Source organism: Streptomyces sp. NPDC053750 (genome assembly GCF_044544295.1).
GTDB lineage: Bacteria > Actinomycetota > Actinomycetes > Streptomycetales > Streptomycetaceae > Streptomyces.
The window spans coordinates 33,007-45,480 of record NZ_JBITXB010000030.1 but is presented as its reverse complement, the minus strand read 5'-3'; the positions used below and the strand labels follow the sequence as shown (position 1 = coordinate 45,480).

Here is a 12,474-nt window from a genome sequence, read left to right as displayed (position 1 = left end):
CCGCGTACTGACGCATCGTCCACGGCCGCCCCGTGTACATCGACGGATACACACCCCGCGTGAACGGGTACTTCCCCGGCTCACCCAGCTTCTCCACCGGATCCCAGCCCTCCTGGGCCTCGGGACCGTAGACCGGTTCGATGGGCAGTCCGGACTGGGATGTTCTGCGGTTTTCCATCGGATACTGGCTCCCGGAAGGCGTGGCCCGTCCGCGCGTGCGGTGTGGGCCTCCACCCTGGGACCGTCGGCTATGGCGCGGCTAGCGCGGCGGACGACAGGCCGCAGTCGGCCGCCAGGTCGGTGGCGCGACGGAGGAACCCGGTGGCGGAGGCCTCGCCGAGGGTGTCGAGGGCGTGGGCGAGGTCGGCCATGGCCCGGGCGAGTTCGACGCGGTCCTCGCAGTCGCGCAGTTCGCCGATGGCGCGGGCGAGGGTGCCCGGACGGCGGTCGGAATCGTCGGTGGCCGCGAGCAGGCGCAGCGCGGTGCCCCGGTGCCGGGGGCCGATGGCGGGCAGGGCGAGTTCCTCGGTGAGCAGGGCCCGGGCCTGGTCGGTGCGGCCGCAGCGGAGCAGTGTCTCGGCCATGTCGGCGCGCCAGGGCAGGTGCGGCAGTCGGCCGGCGCCGTGCCGGAGGGCCAGGCTGCCGGTGGCCCGGAAGGTGTCGAGCGCTTCCTGGTGGCGGTGTGCGGCCAGGTCGAGACGGCCGTGGGCGCGCAGCCAGGGCGCGGCGGGCCATGCGGGCGCGGGGGCGGGTGGGCCGAGGTGTGCGGCGGCTTCCTCGTACCGCCCTTGGGCGATGAGGGCTTGTGCTCGTACGGCGGTGGGCCACAGGAGCAGCGTGGTGGGCCGGGGGGCGGTGGCGTGCTGGGCCTCGGCCGCCTCGTGTTCGGCGGCGGTGAGGTCGCCGAGGTGGAGCAGGGCCTCGGAGCGCAGGGCACGGAACGCGGTGGCCCAGTCGGGTGTCCGGGCGCGCTGGTGGAGTTTCGCGCACCAGGTGGCGGTCCGGCGGGGGTGGCCGGTGTGCAGGAGGACGCGGGCCGCGTGCAGCAGGGCCGGGCAGGTGGTGGGGGTGGGTGCGGTGGCTCGTAGGAAGCGCTCGGCCGCGCGGGCGTCGCCGGGCCCGAGGGTGGGGTGCCCGGTGTGCCAGTGGGGTGGCGTGCCGGGCGGTGGGGTCCGGTCGCTGCGCTGGGTGTCGCGGCGCTGGGTGCGGGGGGAGCGCGGACGGCGGGGGCCGTTCGTGGGGCCGTCGGACTGTTGCACCGTGAGGGCCGGAGTCGTCGAGGTGGGCTCCATCGGTTCAGTGAACCGGAGAGACGGACGGCGGACCGGGTCTCTCAGGCGTGTCTTGAGTGGTTGTCAGGCGCCTGGACGGCAACCGGAGGGGGCTCGGCGGTGGTGTCGCGGGCCGGCGCCCCCTCCAGGAGTGCGTCAGCCTGCCGCCGGGGAGCTGCCCAGCTTGTCGACGGCCTGGTAGTAGGTCCAGGCGGTCGCGTCACAGGAGGTGCGCTTCACGCCGCTGTAGGCGGCGCAGACTCTCTTCAGGTCGGCGTAGAAGGCGTTGTCCAGGCGGGCCTTGTTGGCGGCGAAGGTGCCGGCCGCCTTGTAGTTGCGGTAGCCGAAGTCGTGGCGTGCGCAGGACGTCTGGAACGGGAAGCCGAAGGGGTTGTCGGGGGACGTCGAACAGTAGTCGGTGCTCCAGTTGAAGCCGTAGGCGCTCCACGCGCCCTGGTTGGCGCGCGCCGCGGTCCAGGCGTTGTAGCTGCTCGCGCTGGTCTGCGTCCAGCTCGCGAGCACCTGGGCCTTGTCGGCCGGGGCGGCCGACGCGGACGGGGTGGCCGCGGCGCACAGGGCGAGGGCGGCGGACGTCACGGCAGCGGCGGTGAGTCGACGGCGCACGTGTTCCTCCTGAGGGGGTGGTCGGGTCGGTTCTGAGGGCGTCCTCAGCCTTGACCGGGGCGGGGTGCGGCCGGAGGTGTCCGGCGCCGGGTCTGGGGTCGTGGGCGCCGTGATCGGGGGGTGTGGGGGTGCCGGCGGGCCGGGAGTGGCGGCTTCGCGGGGGCGTGTGGTGTTTGGGGTGGGTGGTTGTGGGGTGTGCGGTGCGGAGGGTGTGGGGTGGGTGGTTGTGGGGTGCCGGGGGCGTGGCCTCGGGCTCCAGCGGGGTGCGAGTGAGTCGCGGGCTCCGGTTGCCAAGGTCTTGGCAACGCTGTGCCAGGCGTGGAGCCGTCGTCGAAGGAGCCTGCCCGTGTCCCTCTCCGACCTCATCGAGCAGCAGGTTCTCGCCCGGCCCGGGGCGATCCGTACGCAACCGGGCACGCCCGTGCAGGAGATCGTGCGTGATCTGTTCGCGGAGGTGCTGGGTGTGCCGCGGCGGGTGGTCGACGCCGACGCGGACTTCTTCCGGCTGGGCGGTCATTCGCTGGCCGCGGCCCGGCTGCTGTCCCGCGTACGGCAGATCTTCGGTACGGCGCCGGACTGCCGCGCCCTGTACGAGGCTCCGACGCCGGTGCGGTTCGCCCGCCTGCTCGGGGACCGGCCGGCGGCGGCGACCGGGCCGGTGGGGTCCGGGACGGACAGCGCGGTGCTGCCGCTGCGGTTGCGCGGCCGGCTGGACCGCGGGGCGCTTCAGGAGGCGCTGGCGGACCTGGGCCGGCGGCACGAGGCGCTGCGCAACTCCCTGCTGGGCACGGCGGGCACACGTCTGGTGGAGCTGTCACCGCAGGAGCACCTGCTGGAGCTGTCCGTGCCGGCCGCCGACGTCGACCAGTGGTCGCAGCTTCCGTTGGCGGCCGATCTCGCGCTGGCCTACGGCGTTCGGGTCAAGGGCGGTTCGATCCGCCCGCCGGCCGCGGCGCACGGCGAGGTGCCGCGGGCCCGGTGGGGCGAGACGGCGCCGACGCCGCTGCCGGGGGCCGGCGAGGGGGCGGGCGAGGGACCCCGCGGTGAGGTCGAGGCGCGTATCGGCGCTTCGCTGCATGCGCGGCTGACCCGGCTCGCGGCGGGGCACGGGGTCACCCTGTTCATGGTGGTGCACGCGGCGCTGGCGGCTCTCCTGGCGGGGCTCGGCGCGGGTGCGCGCATCACGGTGGCGGCGCCGGTGCCGGCGCGGGACAGCGGGGCGCTGCGGCGGGCGGTCGGCCCGTACGGCCGGGTTCTGGCGCTGACGGTGGACACCTCGGGCGACCCGGAGTTCGCGGAGTTGCTGGAGCGGGTGCGTGCCGCCTGCCTGTCGGCGTACCGGGACGGGCAGGCGCCGCTGGCACAGCCGGGAGGGGTCGCCCTGACGGTGGTCCAGCAGGCGGAGGGTGTGTACGAAGGGGCAGGGCTGTCCGTACGGCCGGAGCCGGCCCGGCTGCCGTGCCCGCGCGCCGGGTTGGCGTGGACGCTGGTCGAGCGGCAGGACGCGGCGGGGGCGCCCGCGGGCATCGACGTGACGGCCGTGTTCGCGACCGATGAGGTGGGGGAAGCGGTGGCGGCGTCGCTGACGGGGCAGTTGGTGTCCGTCCTGGAGTCGGCTCTCGACGATGCCGCCGGTCGGATCGGCGGCCTGCTGCCGGGCCTTGCGGGCGTCGCGGCCGGGGCGGGGGATGGTGGTTGGGCCGGGGAGGCGCTGCGGCTGCCGCGGGCGACCGTCGCGGGGCTGTTCGCCGAGCGAGTGGGGCGGGATCCGGGCCGGCCCGCGCTGGCCGGTGCCGACCGGGCCGAACTCGACGCCCGTTCCGATCTGCTGGCGCACGTCCTGGTCGAGCACGGGGCGGGCCCGGGGTCCGTGGTCGCCACGGCCGTCGCGTCGCCGGCCGGGTTCGCGGTGGCCGCGCTGGCCGTCGCCAAGGCCGGTGCCGCCTGCCTGCCGCTCGATCCGGCGGGGGGTGTGCCCGAAGGGGTGCGTCCGCTGGTGCTGCTGCTGGACGAGGCCGCCGACCGGGTACTGCCCGCGGTGGCCGGGGCGGTGCGGCTGGTCCGGACTCCGGCGGCCGACCGGCTGACGGCGGGCGGCAGGTGGCCGGTGCGGGACCGCGACCGGGTGCGGCCCCTGTCCGCCGAGGATCCCGTGGTGCTGGGGACCAGCGGGGACGGTGTCGTCGTCGTGGGTGCGGAGCCCGTGGTCGCCGAGGCCGTCACCGCGCCCGCGTCCGGCGGACGGGGCGCGGCGGCCTGGCTGGTCGTCGGCTACCCGGACGCGGACGCCACGCTCGGCCTGCTCGGCGCCCTGGTGTCCGGCACACCGGTGGTCGTGCCGGAACCGGCACTGCGCTCGCGGGGCGCGGACGCCGTACTGCGCTGGATGCGGGAGCAGGACGCCCGGTCGGTACTGGGCGGTGGCGCGGACCGGGAGCTCGTCGCGCTCGCCCGCGCCGAGGGGCTCGCGCTGGCCAAGAGCGGCGGCACCGTGGAGGGCCGGCTGGTCGTCGAACACGGGCCCGGTGCCCGGACCCGGCCCGCGCGCGGTTGTCGCGTGTACGTCCTTGACGCGGCGATGCGGCCCGTCGCCCCCGGGGCCACCGGCGCCCTGTACGTCGGCGGTGTGGGCGTGGCCCGCGGGTACGCGGGGCTGCCCGGGGCGACCGGGGAGCGTTTCGTGCCCGACCCGTTCGGCGGTGCCTCGGGGGCCGTCCGCATGTGGCGGACCGGGCGTTCGGCACGGCTGGAGGCGGGCGGGCAGCTGCGGGTCCTGGACGAGCCGTGGGAGGGCGACCCGTACACGGACGCCACCGGGACCTTCGTCGTCGTCTCCGACGGCCGGGGGCACGACGCCCTGTGGCCGGCGGCGGTCGCCGTGCCGTCCGGGTGGCGCGCGACGCATGCGGCGGATGCGTACGACCTGTGCGTCGACCGCCTCAACGCCGGGTCGCGGGCGGAGTGACCGGGGGCGGCGGGGCCGGGGCCCGGCGGTCGGCGTCGCCGAGGGCTGCGACGATGCCCCGGACCTCCGCCGCGAGGTCGAGGCTGCCGTCGGCGCGAGCCTGCCGCGCCAGGGTGCGCAGACCCTGCAGGCCCGTCTCGTCTCCGGCGAGGACCAGCAGGCGGTTGCGCAGGACGTGCAGCCTGGCCCGGTCGCGGTAGGTCATCCGGTCCTCGGTGCCCGCGAGTTCCCCGAGCAGGGCGCGGGCGTGGTCGTGGCGGCCGTCGTGGAAGGCTGTCTCCGCCTCCAGCGCCGTGAGTTGCCGGCGCAGCGCCGGGGTGCCGACGAAGGCGAGGGCCGACGCGGCGGCGGTCGCGCAGCGTGCGGCCTCGGTGGTGCGCGGCGGGGTGCGCTGCAGGTGCAGCCGGCCCGCGGCCAGCCGCAGGCGCGCCCACAGCACCAGGTCCTCGCCGCCGGAGAACCGCTCCAGCGTGTCCTCGAGGATGCTCCACGCCCCTTCGTGGTCGCCCTGGCGGACGCGGACGGCGGCGGCGGTCCACAGCGCCTCGGCCCACAGGGTGTCGGTGCGGCCCTCGACGAGGCCGGTCAGTTCGGTGGCGTGCGCGTCGGCCTCGGGCAGCCGGCCCGCCTCGGTCTCGGCCGACACCAGGGCGAGCAGGGCGGTGGCGCGGTCCGCCACGTCGAGGTCGTGGGCGAGGTCGTGGGCGGTGGCGGCGGTCCGGACGGCCGGGACGATCTCGCCCAGGGAGCGCAGACAGCGGGCGAGGCGGGTGAGTCCGCGTACGCGCAGGGCGACGAGCCCGGTCTCGTCGCCGAGCACGACGAGCTCGACGAGGTGGTCGCGTTCGCCGGCGTGGTCGCCCGCGAGCCGGCAGGCGCGGGCCAGCAGCCATCGTGCCTGCCAGCGCAGGGCCGGGTCGGCGCCGGCGTCGTCGGCCAGGGCCCGGCGTACGGCCTCGACGGCGTCGTCGGCGCCCGTGGAGGCGGCGAGGGTCAGGGCGTCGGCCAGTGAACCGGCCGCGGATCCGGTGAAGTCGGCGGGTGTCACGCCGAGCCGCCGGGCGAGGTGGGTCACGGCGCGTTCGGTGGGTCGGCGGGCGCCCGTCTCCAGCCGGGAGAGGTATCCGGTGGACATGCCGTCCCCGGCCAGTTCGGACTGGGACAGGCCGCGGGCTGTTCGCAGTTGGCGCAGGTGACGGCCGAAGGAGGGCTGCTGGAGCATGGTGACCTGTCCCTGGGTGAGCGGGGGCGGGCGGACCGTGGGCGAGCGCCACCGAGGCTAGGCACGTGGCAAGGGGCGGGCAAACCCTTGCCCCGGCGGGTGCGGCGGGTTCCAGGCGGAGCGGAGGCGTCCCTCGCGTCGTCCCGGAGCGGTTCTCATGCGGTTCTCGAGCGGATGTCCGCCGCGGCCGTGGACGCTGTCGAGTGGCGGGGCGGCTGCCTCGGCCGTTGTCCCTCATCGACAGGGAGGCACCCATGGTGCATTCGGTTCGTTGCCCGTTCTCCGACGACGACATCGGCTGGCCGAAGCGGTGAGCGCGGTGAGTACGGTGAGCTCGGCGGGCGAGGCAGGCGAGGAGCGGCTCGGGCCGCTCATGAGCGAAACGGTTCTGCTGACGGGCGTCGCCTGCGGCGTGTCGCCGGTGGGCGCGGCGTCGGCCGTATGGGCGGCGTGGTCGGCGATGCGCCGGGGGCGTGGGCACGGAGCGCGCGGAGGACGGCGGAGCGTCGGGGCGGTGCCTGTGGGCCTGTGACCGCTCAGCGGCACGGTGGCGTGCCGGGCGCGGCTCGGGCCGGGGCCGCGCCCGGCACGCGGCCGTACGCCTCAGTCGGTCGACGCCGGTGTCATGGAGCAGGCGGGGGTGCGACGACCGACGGGTTGAGGCGGGCGAAGCCTTCCTGGCGCTGGTATGGGAAGTACGGGTAGGGCGCCGTCCTGCCGCTCGCCGCATCGAGTTTCGCCATCTGGTCGGGCGTGAGCGTCCAGCCGACGGCGCCGAGGTTCTGGCGAAGCTGGTTCTCGTCGCGGGCACCGATGATGACGGAGGAGACGGTCGGTCGCTGCAGCAGCCAGTTGAGGGCGATCTGCGGAATGCTCTTGCCGGTCTCCTGCGCGATCTCGTCGAGGGCGTCGACCACGCGGTAGAGGTGTTCGTCCTCGACCGGCGGGCCGTAGTCCGCGGTCTGGTGCAGTCGGCTGTTGGCCGGTAGCGGCCGGCCGCGGCGGATCTTGCCGGTGAGCCGTCCCCAGCCGAGCGGGCTCCAGACGAGGGCTCCGAGGCCCTGGTCGAGCCCGAGGGGCATCAGCTCCCATTCGTAGTCGCGGCCGATGAGTGAGTAGTAGACCTGGTGTGCGACATAGCGCGGGTGGCCGTGTCTCTCCGCGCTCGCGAGGGACTTCATCGCCTGCCAGCCGGAGAAGTTGGAGATGCCGAGGTAGCGGACCTTCCCTGCTCGTACGAGATCGTCGAGTGTGGACAGGACTTCCTCGACGGGTACGCCGGCGTCGAAGGCGTGCAGCTGGAACAGGTCGATGTAGTCGGTGCCGAGCCGGCGCAGGGCGTCCTCACATGCGGTGATCAGGCGGGAACGGGAGGTTCCCGCATCGCCCGGGCCGTCACCCATCGGCAGGCCGGCCTTGGTGGACACGATCACCTGGTCCCTGCGGCCTTTGATCGCTTGGCCCAGCACCTCCTCGGAGGCCCCGCCGGAATAGACGTCGGCGGTGTCGAACATCGTGATCCCGGCGTCGAGGCAGATGTCCACGAGCCGGCGGGCTTCTTGCGCATCGGTGCTGCCCCAGGCACCGAACAGCGGCCCTCGGCCGCCGAAGGTGCCGGCGCCGAAGCTCAGTGCGGGGACCTTGAGGCCGGATGCGCCCAGCCGCCTGTACTCCATGACTGTTCCTCTCTCGTCACCCGATCTGGCTAACGGTTCTGCAGTTCCGTTAGCGTGTGCCTCAACGTAGCAGGCGTGAGCGATTAATGGAACTGGAGTCCCGTTATGAGTTTTGAGGGTGCGGATCCGGGGACCGTCCGTCCCGGTGGGCGCACGGCGCGGGTGCGGGCGTCGGTGCTGCAGGCGGCTGGGGACGCCTTGGCAGAGCAGGGCTTTGCCCACCTGGACCTCGCCGACATCGCACGCCGTGCGGAGGTGGGCAAGACCACCGTGTACCGCCGCTGGGGAACGGTGACCGGCCTGGTGGCCGATGTGCTGCTGGACATGGCCGAGCAGTCACTGCCGCGTACCGAGACCGGCTCGCTGCTCGGTGATCTCAAGGCCAACGCCCGGCTCGTGCAGCGCACCCTGGCCGACCAGCGGCAAGGAGCGCTCTTCAAGGCAGTGATCGCCGCCGCCACCTGCGAGGCGAAGACGGCCGAGGCCCTGCACCGCTTCTACGACATCCGCGTCAAGGAGTGGGCACCCTGCGTCCAACAGGCCATCGACCGGGGCGAGGTGCCCGAGGGCACCGATGTCCACGAGGTGATCCGTGCTGTCTCCGCCCCCCTCTACTACCGCCTGCTGACCACGGGCGACCACCTCGACGAAGCCGCCGCGGACCAGGCCGCCGAGGCCGCAGTGGCCGCAGCGCGGGCGGGAGCGTACCTGCGGGACCGACAGGGCGGGTCCGGAGCGTCGCCGGCCCGCCGATGACCACGGCCACGGAGACCTCGGTATCGCAGAGTCACATGGTTGCGGCTCGGTGGAGGGCGGTGGCCAGGGTTTGGGGGCCGTTGTGGTCTTCGGCGGCGGACAGGACCACGGGGGGTGGGGTGCGGCCCGATTCCGCCAGGCGGCGGGCGAGGGCGTAGGCGATGGCGCCCGCGCCGGAGAAGCCGCCGAGTACCAGGCGGCCCGGGGCAGGGGCGAGGGAGGCGAGTGCGGCGGTCTCCCCCGGGGTCGGGTCCGCGCCGGCACGCAGTACGGCCAGGGCCTCGGGGCCGTCGTAGCACCGCAGGAGCCCGCGGTACCACCCGTCGGGAGCGCCGGGAGCGGCGATCAGACAGACGGTGGCCGCTCCGGGCCGGGCCGCCGGGCGCAGCGGCAGCCACGCGGCGGGGGCCGTGCGGGCAGGGCGGTCGTACAGGCGCAGCACCTCCTCGTCGGGCAGTGAGCCGAGCACCTCGGCGACGGTGGTCGACTCGCGCACCGTGTACGGCAGCCTGCGCAGCAGCCGGGCGGCCTGGGACAGTACGGCCCGTACCGTGTCGTCCGGCAGGCGCGCGCGGTCGTGGACGGAGGTCAGCGCCAGCCCTCCCTGGCCGTCGTGGTGGGCGACGACGGTGAGGGCGGCCGCGGTCCGGGCCGGGGCCGGTACGGGCTGGTCGACGTGCACGCCGTGGGCCGCGAGCGCTCCGGCGAGGCGGTCGTCGCGGCGTGGGGTGTGCTCGAACGACAGCAGGGTTTCGGGGGCAGTGGGATCGGCGTCCTGTCCGAGCCATTCCCGGACGAGGCCGGGCGGCACCCATTCGTACGCGGCCGTCTCCAGGGTCCGGTCCCGCAGGGTGCGCAGCAGGTCCGGCACCGTGCCGGCGGGGTCGACCTCGACGCTCATCGGCAGGGGGCCGGCGAACGGCCCCGGGGTGCGTTCGATGTCGTCCAGCAGCAGTCCGCGCCCCGAGTAGGACACGCCGAAGCCGATGTCGGCGGGGGCGCCGGAGGCGACGGACGCCCGGTACAGGAGCATCGCCCACACCGCGTGCAGGACGCCGCTCTCGGTGACGCCCCAGCGGGCCGCCCAGTGGGCCAGCCTGGTCGTCTCGGCCCTCGACAGGCGGATGCGGTTGCGTCCCGTGCCGTCCCGGCTGGTGCCCGCGCCCGCCGTGCGCGGCAGCGCGGCCGGTGCTCCCCCGGCGGTCCGCCGCCAGAACTCGCGGGCCGGGGCGGGGTCCTGACGGTCCAGCCAGCGGACGTAGTCGCGCAGGTCGGGGCGGCGTTCCCCGCCGGGCAGGACGCCGCCCGCGAGGTAGGCGCGGTAGAACTCGCGCAGCAGTACGCGCACGCTCCAGCCGTCGAGCAGGACCCGGTGGTAGGTGAGCAGCACGTCGGTGAGCGGCTCCTCGTGGGTGTCGCGGCCGGGCGGCCCGTCCAGGAGGGCGACACGCAGCAGGCCCGGGCGGCGCAGGTCGAAGCCGCGCTCGCGTTCGGCCGCCATGAGTTCCTCGCGGCTCGCGTAGGTGCCCTGGACGTGGTGCGCGACCTGCGGGTCGCAGCTCTCGAAGAGGACGGCCCTGGGGTGCGGGTCCCAGGCGAAGGCGGACCGCAGCACGGTCTCGCGGTCGAAGACGGACTGCCATGCCTCGGTGAAGCGGGCGGTGTCCAGGGGACCGTGCCAGCGCCAGACGAGCTGTTCGACCTGGTGGTCGGGGCCACCGGCGGCGGCCTCGGCGAGGAGTTCGCGCTGCCGGTGGGTCACGGCGAACGTCTGCGGCAGCGCGCCGTGCGGACGTGGCGGCCGTCCGGGGGTGCCGCCGGTCCGCTGCGTCACCGCCGGGAAACCGGTGATCAGGTCGGCGAGGAGGCCGGCCGGGTACGGTGCGGGGGCGCCGTGGGGGGCGGGCAGTTCGAGGGTGTGGTGGTCGGGGCCGTGGCGGCGCAGCCGGAGTTCTCCGGTGTGCGGTACGGGGTGGTCGGTGGCGACCCGGTCGAGGGCGGCCTGGAAGAGGGCCGGATCGAGCCGCCCCCGCATGTCGAGGACGGGTCCGGACTCCTGGGCGTGGTGTCCGGGGTCGAGGACCACGGTCATGGCCGGTTCCGGGCTGCGGTCGGTCGGCATCGGTTCCCCTCCTCTCCTGTGCGCTGACACGCCTGGGCGCTGACACGAGTCGTCTCCGCGTCGGCACGGATCGTCCGATCATCGATCGGGACGCCACGCGCCGCTGACACCGCGCTGACGCGGTGCTGCCGGAGCCCGGTCAGCAGGGCCGGCGCAGCCCCGCTTCGAACGCGTAGATGGCGGCGTGGACCCGGTTGGGCAGGCGCAGTTTGTGCAGCAGGTTCCTCACATGGGTCTTGACCGTGTGCTCGGACAGGGAGAGCGAGGCGGCGATCTCACCGTTGGACAGGCCCCGGGCGAGCAGTTCGAGCACCTCGCACTCCCGGTCGGTGAGCTGGTCGGGCCCCACCGCGGAGACCTGGGACGCGGGGGCCGTGCGGTGCGGTCCGCGGGCCGTGTCGTGCACCAGGGTGTAGCCGGCCGCGGCGAGGACGACGGCGGACACCACCTGGCCGGCGGTGGCGGTGGCGGGCAGGTGTCCGTGGGCGGGGGCCGGCGCGTCGGGGGTGGTCCGGCCCAGGGTGTGCGGGGCGGTTCCGTCCATGGTGTCGGGGGTGGTTCCGCCCATGGTGAGGACGCGGGCTTTCGTGCCGGCGAGGCGGGCGAGGGCCGCGGTCTGGCGGGCGGGCGGCGGGCCGTGGACGACGAGCACGTGCGGCCGGTGGGTGCGCAGGGCCACCGCCGCCGTGTCCGCGTCCGGGGCGCTGTCGCCGGTGACGCGGATGCCGGGGCGGCCGTCGAGCAGGGCACGGATGCCGAGCCGGGCGAGCGGGTCGGCGCCCAGGACGTGGACCCGTACGGGAGAGGTACCGGCGGCCGGGCCGCCCGGGGCCGGTTCGTCCGGCCGGCCCCTGGGCGGCCACGGGGCCGTCGGCAGCATGTGTACGGTGGCGTGCCCCTCGTCCATGGCTGCCTCCTCACCCTCGACAGCGGCCACCGTAGCGGCGGGCGGGCGGCCTCCCGGCTTTCTCCGGCGGACTTCTACCGGTCCGCGAGCGGTTCTGTGTCCCACGCGACGAGTTCGGCGACCGCGCCGAGGAATCCGTCGTCGAGCATGGTGGCCGCGCGGGTGTCGCGCGAGGGGTCGAGTCCGCAGTCGTGGCAGGCGACGCTGACGAGGTAGCGGCCGAGCACCGGGTAGGTCCCGAAGGCCCATTCGCCGCGCTCGGCGGGGCTGCCGTCGGGGGCGAGGAGCGCGGGGCTGCCGGTCTTGAAGCCGAACTCGGTGAAGCCGAGCCGCAGTCCCTGGCCGATGGCCTTGGTGTAGGCCTCCTTGAGGGTCCACAGCCGCAGCATCGCCGCGCTCTGCTCCTCCTCGGGCAGGGTGGCCAGCTCCTCCTTCTCCGCCGAGGTGCACACATGGTCCTGGAGGAGGTCGAACGACATCCTGCGGCCGGCGGGTTCGGTGTCGACGCCGATCCGGCCGAGGCGGCCGATGCCCACCGCGATCAGTTCGTCGGTGTGGGTGAGGCTGACGTCGATCTGGTCGAAGCCGCGCAGGTAGGGCCGGCCGCCGATGCGGTACGCCAGCTCGATGTCGGCCGGGCGCAGTCCGAGGGCCGCCGCCGCGGTGTACTTGAGGGCGATCCGGGAGGCGGCGAAGCGGAAGCGGACGACCGGGTCGGGGGTACGCCGGTAGCGCTGCCAGTCCCGGCCGAGCAGGGCGCGCAGGCGCCGGTCGCCGACGAGGACGGGGAGCCATTCGCCCCAGGTGGTGCAGACGGTGGCGTTGCCGCGCAGGGCCATGCCCTCCCGGACCGGCTCCCAGGGGCCGCGGGGGCCGGTGACGTGCATGGGCGGTGTGATGCGCGCGTCGTTCTCGGTCATCGCCCTGCCCT

Annotated in this window: 10 protein-coding genes; 2 read left to right on the top strand and 8 right to left on the bottom strand. The window is 75.1% G+C overall.

Annotated features, from left to right (window positions below):
* The 3 genes from ACIGO6_RS39030 to ACIGO6_RS39020 all read right to left on the bottom strand — a co-directional run.
* On the bottom strand, window positions 1–178 hold a 178-nt coding region (locus tag ACIGO6_RS39030; RefSeq protein WP_399885118.1), incomplete at its 3' end, for a methylmalonyl-CoA mutase family protein.
* A 70-nt stretch (window positions 179–248) separates the two neighbouring features.
* Complete coding sequence (locus ACIGO6_RS39025) at window positions 249–1,292, bottom strand: hypothetical protein (RefSeq protein WP_399885116.1); 1,044 nt, start codon at window positions 1,290–1,292, stop codon at window positions 249–251.
* 135 nt (window positions 1,293–1,427) lie between these two features.
* Window positions 1,428–1,895: a phospholipase gene (locus ACIGO6_RS39020; RefSeq protein WP_399885114.1), complete on the bottom strand. Its 468-nt coding sequence runs from the start codon at window positions 1,893–1,895 to the stop codon at window positions 1,428–1,430.
* Window positions 1,896–2,241: 346 nt separating this feature from the next.
* On the opposite strand from ACIGO6_RS39020, the gene ACIGO6_RS39015 reads away from it, so the two are divergent.
* Complete coding sequence (locus ACIGO6_RS39015; RefSeq protein ID WP_399885112.1) at window positions 2,242–4,860, top strand: AMP-binding protein; 2,619 nt, start codon at window positions 2,242–2,244, stop codon at window positions 4,858–4,860.
* On the opposite strand, the gene ACIGO6_RS39010 is transcribed toward ACIGO6_RS39015, so the two are convergent.
* Both ACIGO6_RS39010 and ACIGO6_RS39005 read right to left on the bottom strand, forming a co-directional pair.
* Entirely contained in the window at window positions 4,835–6,082 is a 1,248-nt protein-coding gene (locus ACIGO6_RS39010; RefSeq protein ID WP_399885110.1) for a helix-turn-helix domain-containing protein, read from the bottom strand. The two genes, ACIGO6_RS39015 and ACIGO6_RS39010, sit on opposite strands and share 26 nt — an antisense overlap.
* A 623-nt stretch (window positions 6,083–6,705) precedes the next feature.
* Entirely contained in the window at window positions 6,706–7,758 is a 1,053-nt protein-coding gene (locus ACIGO6_RS39005) for an aldo/keto reductase (protein ID WP_399885108.1), read from the bottom strand.
* A 105-nt stretch (window positions 7,759–7,863) separates the two neighbouring features.
* Between ACIGO6_RS39005 and ACIGO6_RS39000 the strand changes: the two genes are divergently transcribed.
* Window positions 7,864–8,514 (top strand): TetR/AcrR family transcriptional regulator, encoded by a 651-nt coding sequence (locus tag ACIGO6_RS39000; RefSeq protein ID WP_399885106.1) that lies wholly within the window; start codon window positions 7,864–7,866, stop codon window positions 8,512–8,514.
* A 31-nt stretch (window positions 8,515–8,545) separates the two neighbouring features.
* On the opposite strand, the gene ACIGO6_RS38995 is transcribed toward ACIGO6_RS39000, so the two are convergent.
* From ACIGO6_RS38995 to ACIGO6_RS38985, 3 genes are all read right to left on the bottom strand, one after another.
* Window positions 8,546–10,636, bottom strand: coding sequence for a condensation domain-containing protein (locus ACIGO6_RS38995; RefSeq protein WP_399885104.1), 2,091 nt, complete (start codon window positions 10,634–10,636; stop codon window positions 8,546–8,548).
* Window positions 10,637–10,775: 139 nt separating this feature from the next.
* On the bottom strand, window positions 10,776–11,543 hold the full coding sequence (locus tag ACIGO6_RS38990) for a response regulator transcription factor (RefSeq protein ID WP_399885102.1): 768 nt from the start codon (window positions 11,541–11,543) through the stop codon (window positions 10,776–10,778).
* 74 nt (window positions 11,544–11,617) lie between these two features.
* The gene (locus ACIGO6_RS38985) at window positions 11,618–12,463 is read right to left on the bottom strand and encodes a 4'-phosphopantetheinyl transferase family protein (RefSeq protein WP_399885100.1); all 846 of its coding nucleotides are present in this window, start codon (window positions 12,461–12,463) and stop codon (window positions 11,618–11,620) included.
* Window positions 12,464–12,474 lie beyond the last annotated feature (11 nt).